Here is a 15,738-nt window from a genome sequence, read left to right on the forward strand (position 1 = left end):
TGATAGAGATATTAATGCAAGCATAAATATTAAAACCGAAGGACTTTCGGGGATAGCTTAGTAAATTTACGACCGTTAGGACGTATTACCTAAGAACCCCACGATTTTAGTCGTGTGGAGTGTCAGGTCTATTTGGTTTATACTGTATATTTATTTTTATTGTTTGTGGTCTTATTTGCTAAAGCAGAGCGTTATCGGTCGTATTCATTTGATCCATTTGATTTTCTAATCTGGAATCGGCGCATTCTTATTGAAGCTTTCTTGAATGTTGTGTATTTTATTCCATTAGGCGGATTGTATGGTTTAAAGGCAAAACCGTGGGAGTTTTTGATTCTTTCACTCTTGACTATTCTAGGGATTGAAACGATTCAATATGTTTTTTATGTAGGAACATTTGCCGTTAGTGATATCTTACTAAATTTTATTGGTTGCGTAGTGGGTTACTTATTCATTCGACTGTTGGTGAGCAACAAACTAAAAAAAATCAGGTTATCTTAGAAGGGTGAGATTCTAAGAAACCTGATTTTTTTAGTAACTAGGAATCGGCTACTTGTCTAAAAGTGAAGCATCATTTATCAATATAGAGATGCATTGGATAGGTAAGATATTGTAAGTTTTCAATTTTTTCTGCTGTATAAAAACCAGCTGGGGCTTGAATGACAGTAGGAATACGATTGACGATTGTTGCACAAGTATGTGCAACAGTGTCAGGTTTTTCAACAGAAAAAGTGACATCTGGTTCACCATATAGTTTCCAGTCACACATGTCACCATCTTCAGGACGATATACTTTACCTATGCACTGCAAGTTTAATTCAATACCTTGATATGTTTTGATTGTGACAACAGCTGACATTCCTATTGCATCTCCTGCAGGAATGGTTCGTCCAAGTGTTTCCGAATAGATGTCCTCGTTTAGTGTAAATGGTACACTTTTTTGGGAAATAGATTGGATGGTCCAATTAAATTTTGCGCACATTGCTTCACCCGAATTCCAAATATAAGAGGGGAAACTTTCTGCATGGGCAATTTCTTTTTCAAATTGATCTAGGGTATAGCCTGCACCATGAGCTTTCGCCAAAGCCAAACCATAATCTTCTACATTATAGCTAACCGCGCCTTCTATACGGCTAATTTTATTTACGCCACCAGCAACAGTATAGACTAAATTATTCCAAAAAATATCTTGCATCCCACTTCCGGTAATGGTTACGCCATATTTTTTTGCTAATTTATCTAGATGATTGGTTTCACCGGCAGCTGTATTCCATGGATAGATGGCCTCTTCACATGTTGAAATTACATTGACACCATGACGAGCACATATTTCGTAGAATGGATACATATCGTGGATATAGCTAAAAATTGTCACGACGGCGATATCGGCATCACAATTCGAGAAAACTTCTTCGGCATTGGCTGAAATTGTTACGCCTAGTGGTTTGTCAAATCCAGCAAAGGTTCCAATATCTTGTCCAACAACAGCTGGATTAGCATCAATGGCACCGACAATTTCCGCACCATGTTCTAATAAATAGTGAATCAAAACTTTTGACATTTTTCCACAACCATACTGGATTACACGAATCTTTTCTTTTTTCATAGCAATAGCCTCCTAAATATTGTAATATTATTCACAATCATAGTATAATGTCTATAGTAACTAGAGAGTCAAGGAGAAAAATGGAAATGTTTTCAAAAATAAAAATTGGTGATATGGCAAAGCTTAACCAGCTTTCAATTCAAACATTGCGATATTATGATGAAAAGAACTTACTTAAACCTATCGAGGTGGATTCGGCAACGGGTTTTCGCTATTATTCGATTGAACAGTCATCATTATTGGACACTATTCAACTTTTAAAAGCACTTCATTTTTCATTGGAAGAAATTCGCTCTTTTTTATATGATGATACAAATGAACAATCACTAGAACAGTTATTGATAAAAAAGCAACTTGTGATGCGCGAGCAAATCCAGGAGTTAACGAATCAAATGCGTTGGATTAACCATTTTCAAAAAGGGAAGCAAATATTGGAGAGTACAGAAGGGGAAACAAAGATAGTTGTTACATCGTTCGCTCGTCGCAATTTTTATCTGTACAGAATACCTAAAAATGTTTATGAAATGTCGGAAGGAGAATATGAGTTTTATTTGCGATCGTTTAAGAATCAGTTGAAAGAGAAAGATTTTCGCGGGATTTTTAGTTGTGTGGGAACAGTTATGAATCATCGCGATTTTTTGAATGGGCATTTTTCTTCGAAGCAAATGTTCTTAGAAAAGCAAATAATTCCTTTAGAGGGATTTCAAACATATGAAGCTAAGAATGGGTTGTATGCGGTGATGTATTGCAAAGGTTTCAAAAATGAATTAACTGTGCTTCACTACTTTCGTGAGGCTTTACTTATCGATTTTGCAGATGATTATCAGGTTGTCGGTGACTATCTTTGCGAGGTTGTTGATGAGTTTCCTGAACAAGCGAGAGAAGGCAAGCGAGAAATGTTGATTCGAATGCAGGTACGAGTTGAAAAAAAATAGTCTCAAGCTATTTTTTTACATTATAAAGAAATAAAATTTCTTTATAATGTGTTTTTAAAAGAAAAAATATTTCAAAATTCATTGGATTTGTGTTAATCTATAAATGTAATCGATTACATTTATCAAAAAAATCCTATTTGATCCGAAAAGATAAGAACGCTATCAATAAAAACGAATGATTCATGAAATTTTGTTTCTTTTTTATGATTTTATTAGTGAAATTTTGTTGTTTGTTTTTTTCTACAATGCTATAGTATAAGCGTGATAGAAAGGTAGACCAAAATGAATAAAGGAGGTTGATAAAGTTTGTATGGTTTTTCTTTTTACCTTAATAATGAGGTAGACCAATTATCTGAAAAACAATTGGGATTAATGAAACAAGTGGGTTTTTCTGGTTTGTTTACATCGCTACATATTCCAGAGGACGATGCAACCCTGTACCGTAAAAGAATAAAAAAGTTGGGAGAACTGGCAAAGAACAATCAACTAGATTTGATGGTTGATATTTCTGGTGGAGCTCTAGAGAAGGCAGGTTTTTCCATTGATCATTTATCAGAATTAGTGACGATGGGGATTACGGGTTTAAGAATGGATGATGGCTTTTCCATGGAAACAATCGCTGCTTGTTCCCACCAAATGCAAGTTGGCCTAAATGCAAGTACAATCACTGAAAGCGAGTTAACCCGCTTGCGCCAACTAGCGGCCGATTTCCAAAATTTATCCGTCTGGCATAATTATTATCCCAGACCCGAAACGGGTTTGGATCGTCAATGGTTTTTTGCGAAAAATGAATGGTTGAGACAAGAGGGATTAACTGTTCAGGCGTTTATTCCTGGAGATGGCGAAAAAAGAGGACCGTTAAAAGCTGGTTTACCAACACTAGAAGAACATCGTAATTGTCTGCCCTTAGTGGCAGCTTTGGATTTGGAACAATTAGGGGTGGATTTTGTTTACGTTGGTGATCCAACGCTATCAGCTAAAAGCCTTGCTCAATTTGAGGCATGGCTTGGAAAGCAACGGATTCTTTTATCTTGTCAGCTTTTCGAAAATGCGAGTCAATCGACAGTATTAGGTGTTCATTACAATCGTCCAGATGTTGCCCGTGATGTCGTTCGAAGCAGGGAATCTCGGCGGAAAAGGGTTAATGAGGTGCAGCCACTTCCACTGAGGATAAGAGAGTTAGGTGCGATCACTGTGGATAATTCCCTTTATGGAAGATACATGGGTGAATTGCAACTATGCAAACGAAATCTACCAGCTGACGAACGTGTCAATGTAGTCGGTCGATTGGTTGAAGAGGATTGTTCATTGTTGCCATTTATTGGAGCAAATCAGGAATTTGAATTAGTTGAAAAGGAAGTGACGACGCATGAGTGAGAAGGTTTCGATTGAGCATTTAACTACTGAAAGACAGAATCAACACACGTTAAATTTGGATGAACTGTCTATTCATGAGGCTTGTCAATTAATGAATGAAGAGGATGCACAAGTCGTTCCAGCGGTTAAGGAAGTGCTACCTGTTGTTGAAAGTGTGATTGAACAAGTCATTTTAGCTTTCCGTCAAGGAGGACGCTTAATTTATATGGGTGCTGGAACGAGTGGCCGTTTGGGTGTATTGGATGCAGCGGAATGTGTTCCTACATTTGGAGTAGAACCAACAATGGTGATTGGGTTGATCGCGGGTGGTCAGAAGGCGATGACGGTAGCAGTTGAAGGGGCGGAGGATTCCCTTCTTTTGGCCGAAGTAGACTTGCAACAGTTACATTTAACTGCAAAGGATGTGGTGATTGGTATAGCTGCAAGTGGTCGTACACCATATGTGATTGGCGGTTTACGTTATGCTGAAAAAGTAGGAGCGACTACGGTATCATTCGCGTGCAACAAAAAGGCGTTGATTTCGAATGAAGCCCAACTGGCAATCGAAGTTGATTGTGGTCCAGAATTCTTGACTGGATCGACGCGACTCAAATCAGGAACCGCTCAAAAATTGATTTTGAATATGATTTCTACTATTAGCATGATTGGCATTGGAAAAGTCTATGGGAATTTGATGGTTGATGTCCAACCTACTAATGAAAAATTAATTGAACGAGCAAAACGAATTATCATGGCAGCTACAGAGGTATCTTATGAAGTGGCAGAAGACTATTTTGAACAAGCCAATCATGATGTAAAGGTGGCTATTGTGATGATTTTGACGGGCTCTGATGCAGATCAGGCGAATGAAAGATTGATAGCAGCAAAAGGATTTATAAGACAAACAAAGCAAAGTTAGGGGGAGCTTAAATGGCTGAAAATACAGCATACAAAAAAATGGCCGCAGAAATTTACGCTGGAGCTGGTGGGATGGACAATGTGGAATCGGTTGTTCATTGTATGACTCGCGTACGGATGTCGGTTCGTGATGATACAAAAGTCAATGAAGAAAAATTAAAAGGGATTCCGGGTGTATTAGGGGTCGTTGATGATGAGCAATTACAAGTCATTGTTGGACCAGGTAAAGTAAACAAGGTGGCTCAAGAAATGGTCGCTATGGCTGGTGTGAAATTAGGTGAAACAATTCCTACTCACAATCACAGTGGCAAAGAAAAAGTTGAAGAATTTGCGGCACAAAATAAAGCAGCTCAAAAGGCAAAACAAAAATCAACACCGATGAAGCGGTTCTTAAAAGATATTTCAAATATTTTTGTCCCAATGATTCCAGCATTTGTTGGATCAGGTTTGATTGCAGGGGTTGTTGCAGTTCTTACCAATATGGTGACAGCGGGATATTTAAGTGGGGACACTTGGAATCAGTTAATTATGGTGTTAAGTATTATTAAAAATGGGATGTTTTCTTATTTAGCAATTTATACTGGTGTCAATGCTGCACAAGTATTTGGCGCTACCCCAACAGTCGGTGGGATTATTGGAGCAGTTATTTTACTTACAGGAATGAATCCCGAACAACCTATTAAAAACTTGTTTACTGGTGAAGCGTTAGCTGCCAATCAAGGTGGGATTTTAGGTGTTATTCTAGCAGTCTGGCTGTTGGCACAAGTAGAAAAACGATTGCACAAAGTAGTGCCAGACTCAATTGATATTATCGTCACGCCAACCATCAGTATTCTACTGATAGGATTAGCAGAAATCTATTTAATCATGCCATTAGCGGGCTTCATTTCTGATAATATGGTGGGTGGAATTAATTGGATTTTGAATGTTGGTGGAGCATTTTCTGGTTTTGTTCTAGGAGCACTCTTCTTACCAATGGTTATGCTTGGTTTGCACCAAATTTTAACTCCTATCCATGTGCAAATGATTACTGAAACAGGTAGCACCTTATTACTACCGATTTTAGCAATGGCTGGTGGGGGTCAAGTCGGTGCAGCGATTGCGCTGTGGGTTCGCTTGCGCAAAGACAAAGAATTAAGTGAAATGATTAAAGGTGCACTACCAGTTGGTATTTTGGGTATTGGCGAACCATTAATTTATGGGGTGACTCTTCCACTTGGAAAACCATTTATTACCGCGTGTATAGGTGGTGGTATTGGCGGGGCTGTCATTGGATTAATTGGTGGCGTGGGTGCAATTGCGATTGGGCCTTCAGGTATTCCATTGATTTTCTTAATCGCCAACCATAAATGGTGGGGCTACGTATTAGGATTGTTAGCAGCGTATCTTGGTGGTTTCATCTTTACTTATTTCTTTGGGATTCCTAAAGATCGTTTGGCTGCGGTACAAGAAACTAATCAAAATGAAAAACAGGTAGCAAGTAATATTCCAGCTGAGAGCAAAGCAAGCGTGCAAGAAAAATTGTATGCTGTAGCAACGGGAGAGGTCAAACCTTTGACAGCTTCGGTGGATAAAGTATTTTCGCAAAAAATGATGGGTGATGGGTATTTCGTTGTTTCAGACACTGGTGACATCTACGCACCTGTATACGGAACGGTTTCCTCAATTTTTCCGACAAAGCATGCGATTGGTTTCGTGACAGAACATGGGTCAGAAGTACTGCTTCACATGGGTGTGGACACGGTCCAACTAAAAGGTGCGCCTTTCACGATTCGGGTACATGAAGGAGATAAGGTGACACCAGGTACTCTAGTAGCAACGGTTGATTTAGAGGCGTTAAAAGTCGCTCATAAAGCAAATGAAATGTTGGTTGTAGTGACCAATATGGAAAAGGTGAAACAGCTTAGTCCGGTATCCGCAAAACATGTTTCACCAAAAGAAGAAATTCTGACGGTAACAATTTAGGCGAATCAATTAAAAAGAGCAAAAACGATTCAAGTAGACAAATCTTTGTCACTTGAATCGTTTTTTATTGTTGTTTGAAGTCTTCCATGATTTTTTTGCTTTCAAGGATTTGTTTGATGTATTGATGATTTTGACTAATGTAGAGATAGAACAAAATATCAACCGTCAAAAATTGTGACAAAATGGAATTTGTTGCGGCACTACGGTTTTCGGCTTCCATCGGCCGTGCTGTCTGCATACCAATAGTTGCGCTTTCATGTAGTGGATTGGCTCCCAATTGCGTGAGTGTTAGGATGGGCAATTGTTTCTTTTTGGCGATTTCAGCTAAGTAAAGTAATTCCGGCGTTTTGCCTGAATTTGAAATTAACCAGACAACGCTATTAGCGGGCGCATTAATCAACTGGGGAATGAACAAATGAATGTCGCGCTCATTAAAGACAAACTGACCGATTCGTGACCACTTGTGGACAATATCTTGGGCAGTCAATGCTGATGCACCGACACCAAATGTCAGAATGGCAGGAGCTTGTTTGATTAACTCGATTGCTTGAAGGAAGGTTTCTTCTTGCAGTATGCCAACTGTTTCATTCAAACTAATTTGGGCATTGGTGGCAATTTTTTGTTTAATCGAATGAAAAGATTCATTTGGTTGAACATCGGCATAGGTAGTCGGTACGGTCTTTGTGGATTGCAATTCAGTTGAGAGCTGAATTTTAAAATCGGTTAGACTAGCATAGCCCATTTTTTGTGAAAAACGAACGATGGAGGGCGCGCTAACACTCGCAGCTTGTGCGAGCTGTTTCGCCGTCATATGAGTCGCTTTTTCTGGATTACTTTCAATATAGTGAAAAATTTTTAATTCCGTTGGAGAAAAGGAATGTTTAAAACTATTCATTCGCAAAAGGACACTCATCATCATTCTCCTATTCCTTACTAATTCTGGAAAGCTATGTACGAATACTTGCTATAATTAATTTAGTTATAACATAAAAAAGAACAGAACACTATGTATAGATGATGAATAGAAAAAATCTGATTAAAAATAGAGAAAGAAGAGATTATGCTTATAAAAAGCGACTCTTGTAGATGAGTTGTGATAAAATTGAAGTAAGTAATCAAGGATAAAAAAGGGGGATAAACATGAAGGTGTATTTAAAAGGGCTTAGAAAGTTACTTCGTCCAGCCGATTTTGTTTTGATTCTATTTTTTCTATGTGCTTCCTTTTTTCCTTTGTTTGTGTTTCAGTATCAAGTTCGAGCAGTTGATGATTCCGCACCACGTTATGCTGTCATTCGAATTGATGGCAAAGAAGTAGACCGATTTCGATTGGATACGCACAAAAATAGAACCAAAACGTATTATCCTGCTAAGGGAAAGTACAATATTATTGAGATCAAGGATGGTCGCATCAGAGACAAAGAGGATAATAGCCCTGATCAAATTGCAGTTAAGACCGGTTGGATTGAAAAAAATGGCCAGACAAGTATTTGTTTGCCACATAAATTAGTCATTGAAATTGTACAAAAGGATGCAGAAGATTATTATATCTACTAATTGCTTTGTTCGCATTAGAAGAGACAACTAAAAAATAGTTGTCTTTTTTTATTGACCTTAAATAGAATTTAGGTTATCCTAAAATATAATAAATGAGAATTTTTATCAGTTAGGAGTGAAAGATGTGATTCAGGTTACCAATTTAACAGTTGCATATAGCAACCAAGAGCTGGCGATTGAACGAATAAATTTGACGTTTGAAGGACCGATGATTGCTGGGATTATTGGACCCAACGGAGCGGGAAAATCTACGTTGTTAAAAGCGATATTAGCAATTTTGCCCCATGAGGGTGAAGTCACAATTGATGGCCAAACGGCAAAAAAAGGTCGAAAAAAGGTCGCCTATGTCGAACAAAAAAGCCAGATTGATTATACCTTTCCAATTAAAGTCAAAGAATGTGTTTCTTTAGGAACGTATAATGAAGTCGGTTTGTGTCGTAAGCTTCAAAGCAAACAGTGGCAGCAAGTGGACGAAGCATTGGCAAAAGTAGGCTTAAGTGAATTTGCCAACCGACAGATTAGTGAGTTATCTGGCGGTCAGTTTCAACGGGTTTTGATTGCCCGTTGTCTTGTTCAGCAAGCCGATTATATTTTTTTAGATGAACCGTTTGTAGGAATTGATTTAATTAGTGAACAAATTATTATGGGGTTACTAAATGATCTCAAAAAAGAAGGAAGAACGATTCTGATTGTGCATCATGATTTGAGTAAGGTGAAGCTGTATTTTGATCATGTATTGCTTTTGAATAAACAAGTCATAGCCTATGGTCCCACGGCTGACACCTTTACTGCGGAACAATTAAGACAAACATATGGGGAAAATTTGTTTGTAGGAGGTGTGGACGCATGATTATGAATTTTTTTGCTGGTATACAAGAATTTCATTTTTTACAAAATGCTTTGGTCACTTCAATTGTTATTGGGATTGTTTCAGGAGCAGTTGGTTGCTTTATTATTTTAAGAGGGATGTCCCTAATGGGTGATGCGATTTCACATGCTGTCTTACCAGGAGTTGCGTTGTCCTATCTTTTAGGAATTAACTTTTTTATTGGTGCGATTGTTTTTGGTTTATTCGCCTCAGTCTTGATTACCTACATTAAAGGCAACAGTATCATTAAAGGGGATACAGCCATCGGGATTACGTTCAGTTCTTTTCTAGCATTGGGGGTTATTTTGATTGGTGTTGCCAATAGTTCAACGGATTTGTTTCACATTTTATTTGGAAATATCTTAGCAGTCCAAGACATCGATAAATGGATTACCATTGCCGTTGCTGTGCTTGTGCTGATGGTCATCGTCATTTTTTTCAAGGAACTACTCATCACGTCGTTTGATCCGTTGATGGCACAAGCGATGGGAATGAATGTTTCGTTCTTTCATTATTTATTAATGGTCTTGTTGACCTTGGTTTCAGTGACTGCAATGCAAAGTGTAGGGACCATTTTGATTGTTGCGATGTTGATTACCCCGGCGGCTACGGCCTATTTATATGCCAATAGCTTAAAAGTGATGTTGCTTTTGTCTTCAACAATCGGTGTACTTTCATCCTTTATTGGCTTATTTATTGGGTATAGTTTTAACGTTGCGGCTGGATCCAGTATTGTCTTAACAGCAGCGGTATTCTTTGGTATCAGTTTTTTCTTATCACCAAAACAACGAAAAGCGAAAAGGAGAGGGATGCAATGAAAAAGAGAGGACGGAATATCGCTGTTTTCGGCAGTCTGATTTGCTTAGCGTTAATGCTTGGCGGTTGTGCTTCAAAGGCTGAAACGAATGAAGCATCTGATGATAAACTAAACGTCGTTGTAACGAATTCCATTCTAGCGGATATGACCAAAACGATTGCTGGGGATAAAATTAACTTGCATAGTATTGTCCCAGTCGGAAAAGATCCGCACGAATATGAGCCATTGTCTGTCGATGTTCAAAAAGTATCCAGAGCAGATGTCATTTTTTATAATGGCATTAATTTGGAAACAGGCGGAAATGCTTGGTTTACAAAGCTAATGAAGAATGCGAATAAGGTTAAGGATCAAGATTATTTTGCTGCAAGTGATGGAGTTGAAGTTATTTACCTAGAGGGACAAGGCGAAGAAGGAAAAGAGGACCCTCATGCTTGGCTGAATTTGGAAAACGGCATCATCTATGCGCAAAATATTGCCAAACAATTAGGTGAAAAAGATAAGAAAAACCAAGCTTATTACAATCAACAATTGGCCACGTATGTTGAAAAACTAACTGCTTTGGATGAAGAGGCAAAGAAAAAGTTTGATGCAATACCTGAAAATAAGAAATTGATTGTAACAAGTGAAGGGTGTTTCAAATATTTTTCCAAAGCGTATCAAATCCCATCTGCTTATATCTGGGAAATAAATACAGAGGAAGAGGGAACCCCCGACCAAATTAGCTCGTTGGTTCGAACTTTGCGACAAAGTGATGTTCCAGCCCTTTTTGTGGAGAGTAGTGTTGATGACCGTCCAATGAGAACAATCTCCAAAGATACAGGTATCCCTATTTATGCCAAAATTTTTACGGATTCTGTGGCAGAAAAAGGTGAAGATGGTGATAGTTACTACGCTATGATGAAATGGAATTTGGATAAAATTGCTTCAGGATTGGCTCAATAAGAATTGCAAGGATGGTTGCAATTCTAGCTAAAAGAAAGTGAAACATAAAGGTCGTGCCGTCAATTTGACTGTAAGAAGAATTGGCGGTACGGATATTTTGTCGTTTTTTTGTTTAAAAAAACTCCAATAGGGATGAACCTATTGGAGTTTACTTCTATTTAGTTTCTTGTGGACAAAAGCTTAATTTGAACGACCAACGATGACCTGACCAGCATAGCCAAAGCCAACTTTGGTTGTGGAAGGATTCAGTTCCCAATCTCGATGGCCTGTTCCACTTGCACTAATCATATTTCGTTCTGTAAACCATGCATTAATAACATCTGTGCCTGGACTATAGAAGAAGGCTAAGACCTCGCCAGCAGTATGCCAATGATCGTTTGGAATGGTATAATTGCTTGCTAGAATTTGTTGGGCCCGATTTGTTGCTGCAGCAGCCAAACCTGCATCCCAACTAACAGGATTTAATCCTTTTGATGCGCGCAATGCATTTAAAGCATTTAACGTTGCATCAGCAGAAACAACGGGTGTGGTTGTATTCGTGTTCGTGTTTGTAGTATTGCTTGTATTTGTTGAAGGATTTGTACTTGTTGTTGAATTGCTTTGGGAATTGCTTCCTGATCCCGCAACAACCAGTTTTTGATTGACATAAATAACATGGATATTTGCCAAATTATTCCATTGTTTGATTTGATTGATTGTTACGCCAAATGTGTTGGCAATATTGGCAATCGTATCACCTGATTTGACCGTATAAATGGACTGGCCATTTGTTGATCCTGTATTTGTTGTGTTTGTATTTGTATTTGATTGACTAGTTGACGTGGTTGTCGAATTTGTTACAGTACCCGAAATTTTCAACGTTTGATTAACAAAAATAAGATTGACATTGCTTAAATTGTTTAACGATTGAATTTTAGCAACAGTCGTTCCAAATTGATTCGCAATTTTGGCGATAGTGTCGCCCGCTTTGACGGTATAAGTTGAAGTCCCCGTTGTCGTGGTGTTCGTTACATTCGAATTCGAACCTGTTTGGGTTGTATTCGTTGTTTGTTGCGTTGAAGAGGAAGTGGTACTTGTGTTTGTTGTCGTCGTTGTTGCATTCGCTTGAATTGCCAGTTTTTGACCAATGAAAATAAGATTTACGTTCGACAGATTATTCCACTTTTGGATATCGCTGACAGAAACACCATAACGAGAGGCAATTGAACCTACCGTATCACCCGACTTTACTGTATAGGAAGAGGAGACGGTTGTTGTGCTGGTAGCTGTTGTTGCCTGTGTTGTCGCAGATGTGGTGGTTGAAGTCGAAGTTGTATTTCCACCAACCGTTAACGTTTGACCTACAATAATCAGATTAGGATTTGAAATTCCATTTACTTTGACTAAGTTTGCTACAGTCGTTTGATACTTGGTTGCAATGCTACTTAATGTGTCCCCAGCTTTGACTGTATGTGTCGTTGCATTTGTGGTAGCAGTCTGATTGGATGCACTTGTATCGTCTGCTTTGACGATTTGATCCTCAATAAGAAGTGAAACTCCCCCTAAAGTTGTCGCTGCCACCGTTGCAATTAGCTTTTTATTCATCTAGTTTGTTCACTCCTTTTTTTAATTCTTAAGATTCACTTAAGTCTAGTTTTATTATAGACCGGTTTCTGTGTAAATAAACAGTTTTTTCCCATTTGACTCACGATTGTAACATGAATGAAATGTAAAGGCTGTTAGAAAAAAACATTTAGCTGATTTTTTGAGCGATGTTTCAAAAAAAAAGGACCAAGCCTCAAATTTTCTTTTTATGTTTCTTTTTAAAATGATTCAGTTGCCGGATTTCAATGATTTTTTGTTGGATGGTTTCAATCTCTTCCCAGGAAAAGTGCAAATCAGCCGATGTAATGAGCTTCCTAGCCAATGATTTTCGTGGCAGATGCAAGCTTTCGTGACTATTAAGCATTATTTGTTGGGCATGTGTGTACCATAGAACGCTTGCCTGATTCAGTAAGTGACAAGTAGCGATTCCATTGCGAATGTTTTTCTTTAACGAAACTTCTTTTTTTATGGAAGGAAGGCTAACCTTGTTAAGTAACTGAATCCGGGTTGCACTAGCGGTTTGATTAATTAATTGAATTTGCTGTGCGTTAATCCAAATAGTTTTCTTGTCTTTAGGGGAACCGATGGGAATCAAAGAATAGGTTGCATCCGAAGCAGGCACACAGTATTTTGCTAGTGTTTGAAATCCTTCAAACACCGAACAAAATTTGGCGTAATCAAAGTGGAATTGACCCAACCATTGATTGATAATTGCGAGCGGAGGAAGTTCAATTAATTGCAAATGTTCTTGGTAAATCACGACTGTTTGAATGGTCTCCTCTACTTCAATTGGGTATAAGGCGAGTATTTCGTTAGCAAAGGACAAATGGGTACTATCCGAAAAAAAAGGTTGCTTTGTTTCTCCTTTTTTTTCGGATAAAAAGTTTCGTTCGCCAGTCATTTGGGTAAGCAACGTTTCTAAAAATAGTGAATCTGAATGATTTGAAGACATGATTATTCTGGCACACTCCTTTTTATTAAATTACATATTTTATTTAATTATCTCTTTTCATTTTTATCATAGTTTACGCAAAAATGAAAGCGGAAACATAAAATTGAAAGAAAAAATGAAAAATTTAGAACCGAAAAAAAATACTTGTTTTTTTATACTGGTGTTACCTCGAGGAATAAAAAAACAGGAGTAAGAAACGATGACCCGAACAATTGCCACACTCGTTGTAAAAAAATATGAGGGACTACTACGCAAAGTCGCCTATCGTTGCGGTATTCATCAGCAACATCCCAATTTTGATGATTATTTGCAAGAGGGACGTTGGCATCTTTTCCAATTAGCCAGCGCCTTTGAAGATTTAGCTTCGTTTGAACAAACGTATTCTCTTTCATTCTTGTACCAAAATTTGTACTGGTTTTTTCTGGATTTCCAACGAAAACAGCATGAACGAATGGACGTTTTGGATCTTTATCAAGATGAGGGATTGGCGTTACCATCAAAAACAGAGGAGAACGAAGTGCTTGAATGGAAGGTTGCTTTTACAGAATTTTATGCCCAATTAGATGCAACTGATCAGGAAAGAATCGCTGCCTTATTAGGGAAGCGGCCCCTTTCTCGTCAAATGAAGGCATATTATCGTCAAGTTTTACGAAAAAAATTTGATCTTTTTTTTAAATCCTTTTGACATTTGCCAAAAAAATTTCGTTTATATAGGTGTAAGGCGCGCGACTTACCAACCAAACAATCATCAAGAGGAGGAATAACCATGAAAGTACACAACAAAGGAACAATCCGAGTAGAATTAACCAATCTTGAAACACAGAAGACGGTCAAACAAACATTTAGTAACGTCAAAGCTGATCAACCAGAGGAAGCAATAGTAGCTTTGAGTAACATTGTTGCTTCACTCACCAAGGGAGCAGCTGAGTTAGCAGGTACGTATCAAACGGTTGAATATCGTATTGTCAAAGACTAATAACTAACCAACAGAGGAGGAAAAAGACATGAAAAAACTAACCATTATCTTTTTAAACAGTGCAGGAAGCAAACATGCTTGGTCACCACAAATGGCGGCGGAAGATTTAACAAAAGAAGAAGTGCGAAAATTGGCAGAAGACCTTGTTGCACTAAATTTGTTTGAACGTGAGGGAATCGCTTTGTATCAACAAGTCAATTCGGCAAAATATGTCGAAACAATCGAAACGGACTTGTTCTAAATCAAAAATGACTGACCACTAGTACAGATTTTAAGAGAGCGAATCGCTTCTTTAGAAGACTGAGTGGTCAGTCTTTTTTAAGGGGGAAAAACATGATTATAGATATTTCTGAATGGCAAGTGCCAGCGACAATCAATTATTCTATGCTTGCAAAACAAGTCCAAGTTGTGATTGTCCGGGTGCAATATGGCAAGGATTATGAGGATCGAGCCTACAAGCAACATCTGCAAATGTTCCAATCGTTAGGCATACCTTGTGCTGTGTATGCTTGGGTACGTGGCAAAACCATCCAAGAAATGAAGGAAGAAGCCTGCATCTTTTATCAACGAGCTCAAGCGTTTCAACCTGCTTTTTGGTGGTTAGATGTCGAAGAACAATCCATGTTAGACATGCGAGCAGGGTGTGAACGTTACCGTCGAACATTGAAAGAATGTGGGTCTTCGAAGGTTGGTGCCTATATTGCTAACCATTTGTATCATCAATTTCAGTTAGACACGCCTGCATTTGACGCGATTTGGCTACCTAGTTATGGCAAAAACACCGGTCTATTTGAAGGGGTTACTCCAACCGCAACAAGAGAGTATCAACTTCATCAATATACGTCGAATGGTCGTTTGTCAGGTTACAATGGCCCGTTAGATTTGAATCAGTTGAATAGAACGACATTCGAAACCCTTTTTGGAAGAACGGTTTCGTCGAAAAAGGAAACAAACGAAAACGGAAAGGGGGAGTTAACATTGCGAACGTTCCAATTAGAATATCCGATTTACCTACGGACCAAGCCAACGGTCCAAAGCGGTGTCATTGCTTTGCTGCCCAAAGATGCGCAAGTAAGGATTCAAAATATTCATATTGCAGATGGGTATTTGTGGGGGGAACAACTACGCTCGGATGGGACAAAAGGGTATTTGGCCTTAGGTAATTTTGAAAAATTTGGGAAATTAATCACATAATCTAGGAAAACCAATTGGATTGGCTGAAAATCCAATTGGTTTTTTGGGTAAAAAGATAGCGTTTTCCTAAAGAT

Annotated in this window: 16 protein-coding genes and 1 pseudogene; 13 read left to right on the forward strand and 4 right to left on the reverse strand. The window is 38.3% G+C overall.

Features of this window, described 5'->3' with window-relative positions:
- Positions 1-126 precede the first annotated feature (126 nt).
- Positions 127-498 (forward strand): annotated as a pseudogene (locus ACFSR0_RS04250) (VanZ family protein); the annotation flags it as partial.
- A gap of 70 nt (positions 499-568) precedes the next feature.
- On the opposite strand, the gene ACFSR0_RS04255 reads toward ACFSR0_RS04250, so the two are convergent.
- Entirely contained in the window at positions 569-1,603 is a 1,035-nt protein-coding gene (locus ACFSR0_RS04255) for an NAD(P)H-dependent amine dehydrogenase family protein (RefSeq protein WP_379980239.1), read from the reverse strand.
- Positions 1,604-1,689: 86 nt separating this feature from the next.
- Here ACFSR0_RS04255 and ACFSR0_RS04260 point away from each other — a divergent pair, with 86 nt between their 5' ends.
- The 4 genes from ACFSR0_RS04260 to ACFSR0_RS04275 all read left to right on the forward strand — a co-directional run bounded on the left by ACFSR0_RS04260 (position 1,690) and on the right by ACFSR0_RS04275 (position 6,777).
- Positions 1,690-2,538, forward strand: a complete 849-nt coding sequence (locus tag ACFSR0_RS04260) for a MerR family transcriptional regulator (RefSeq protein ID WP_379980241.1) — start codon at positions 1,690-1,692, stop codon at positions 2,536-2,538.
- 306 nt (positions 2,539-2,844) lie between these two features.
- Positions 2,845-3,915, forward strand: a complete 1,071-nt coding sequence (locus ACFSR0_RS04265) for a DUF871 domain-containing protein (protein ID WP_379980243.1) — start codon at positions 2,845-2,847, stop codon at positions 3,913-3,915.
- Positions 3,908-4,813, forward strand: coding sequence for an N-acetylmuramic acid 6-phosphate etherase (gene murQ, locus ACFSR0_RS04270; RefSeq protein WP_379980246.1), 906 nt, complete (start codon positions 3,908-3,910; stop codon positions 4,811-4,813). The genes ACFSR0_RS04265 and murQ overlap by 8 nt, the downstream gene beginning before the upstream one ends.
- Before the next feature lie 11 nt (positions 4,814-4,824).
- On the forward strand, positions 4,825-6,777 hold the full coding sequence (locus tag ACFSR0_RS04275; protein WP_379980248.1) for a glucose PTS transporter subunit IIA: 1,953 nt from the start codon (positions 4,825-4,827) through the stop codon (positions 6,775-6,777).
- Positions 6,778-6,841: 64 nt separating this feature from the next.
- Here the strand turns inward: ACFSR0_RS04275 and ACFSR0_RS04280 are convergent, their stop codons facing one another.
- Positions 6,842-7,690, reverse strand: coding sequence for a MurR/RpiR family transcriptional regulator (locus ACFSR0_RS04280; protein ID WP_379980250.1), 849 nt, complete (start codon positions 7,688-7,690; stop codon positions 6,842-6,844).
- Between the two features lie 227 nt (positions 7,691-7,917).
- Between ACFSR0_RS04280 and ACFSR0_RS04285 the strand changes: the two genes are divergently transcribed.
- The 4 genes from ACFSR0_RS04285 to ACFSR0_RS04300 all read left to right on the forward strand — a co-directional run bounded on the left by ACFSR0_RS04285 (position 7,918) and on the right by ACFSR0_RS04300 (position 10,958).
- On the forward strand, positions 7,918-8,331 hold the full coding sequence (locus ACFSR0_RS04285) for a NusG domain II-containing protein (RefSeq protein WP_379980252.1): 414 nt from the start codon (positions 7,918-7,920) through the stop codon (positions 8,329-8,331).
- 124 nt (positions 8,332-8,455) lie between these two features.
- A complete protein-coding gene (locus tag ACFSR0_RS04290) occupies positions 8,456-9,181 on the forward strand; it encodes a metal ABC transporter ATP-binding protein (protein WP_379980254.1) in 726 nt (241 codons plus the stop codon).
- Entirely contained in the window at positions 9,178-10,017 is an 840-nt protein-coding gene (locus tag ACFSR0_RS04295; protein ID WP_379980256.1) for a metal ABC transporter permease subunit, read from the forward strand. The genes ACFSR0_RS04290 and ACFSR0_RS04295 overlap by 4 nt, the downstream gene beginning before the upstream one ends.
- Complete coding sequence (locus ACFSR0_RS04300) at positions 10,014-10,958, forward strand: metal ABC transporter substrate-binding lipoprotein (protein ID WP_379980258.1); 945 nt, start codon at positions 10,014-10,016, stop codon at positions 10,956-10,958. Before ACFSR0_RS04295 ends, ACFSR0_RS04300 begins: the two co-directional genes overlap by 4 nt.
- 180 nt (positions 10,959-11,138) lie before the next feature.
- Here ACFSR0_RS04300 and ACFSR0_RS04305 read toward each other — a convergent pair whose 3' ends face one another.
- Positions 11,139-12,542 (reverse strand): LysM peptidoglycan-binding domain-containing protein, encoded by a 1,404-nt coding sequence (locus ACFSR0_RS04305; protein ID WP_379980260.1) that lies wholly within the window; start codon positions 12,540-12,542, stop codon positions 11,139-11,141.
- Between the two features lie 193 nt (positions 12,543-12,735).
- Positions 12,736-13,494: a hypothetical protein gene (locus ACFSR0_RS04310; RefSeq protein ID WP_379980262.1), complete on the reverse strand. Its 759-nt coding sequence runs from the start codon at positions 13,492-13,494 to the stop codon at positions 12,736-12,738.
- Positions 13,495-13,693: 199 nt separating this feature from the next.
- On the opposite strand from ACFSR0_RS04310, the gene ACFSR0_RS04315 reads away from it, so the two are divergent.
- From ACFSR0_RS04315 to ACFSR0_RS04330, 4 genes are all read left to right on the forward strand, one after another.
- Complete coding sequence (locus tag ACFSR0_RS04315) at positions 13,694-14,179, forward strand: hypothetical protein (protein WP_379980264.1); 486 nt, start codon at positions 13,694-13,696, stop codon at positions 14,177-14,179.
- Between the two features lie 3 nt (positions 14,180-14,182).
- Complete coding sequence (locus ACFSR0_RS04320) at positions 14,183-14,470, forward strand: DUF4458 domain-containing protein (protein ID WP_379980266.1); 288 nt, start codon at positions 14,183-14,185, stop codon at positions 14,468-14,470.
- Between the two features lie 28 nt (positions 14,471-14,498).
- Positions 14,499-14,711 carry a DUF2922 domain-containing protein gene (locus ACFSR0_RS04325; RefSeq protein WP_379980268.1) on the forward strand — a complete coding sequence of 71 codons (213 nt, stop codon included), beginning with the start codon at positions 14,499-14,501 and terminating at the stop codon, positions 14,709-14,711.
- Positions 14,712-14,803: 92 nt separating this feature from the next.
- A complete protein-coding gene (locus tag ACFSR0_RS04330; protein WP_379980270.1) occupies positions 14,804-15,664 on the forward strand; it encodes a glycoside hydrolase family 25 protein in 861 nt (286 codons plus the stop codon).
- Positions 15,665-15,738: the final 74 nt, after the last annotated feature.

Source organism: Enterococcus camelliae (genome assembly GCF_042685105.1).
Lineage (GTDB): Bacteria > Bacillota > Bacilli > Lactobacillales > Enterococcaceae > Enterococcus_G > Enterococcus_G camelliae.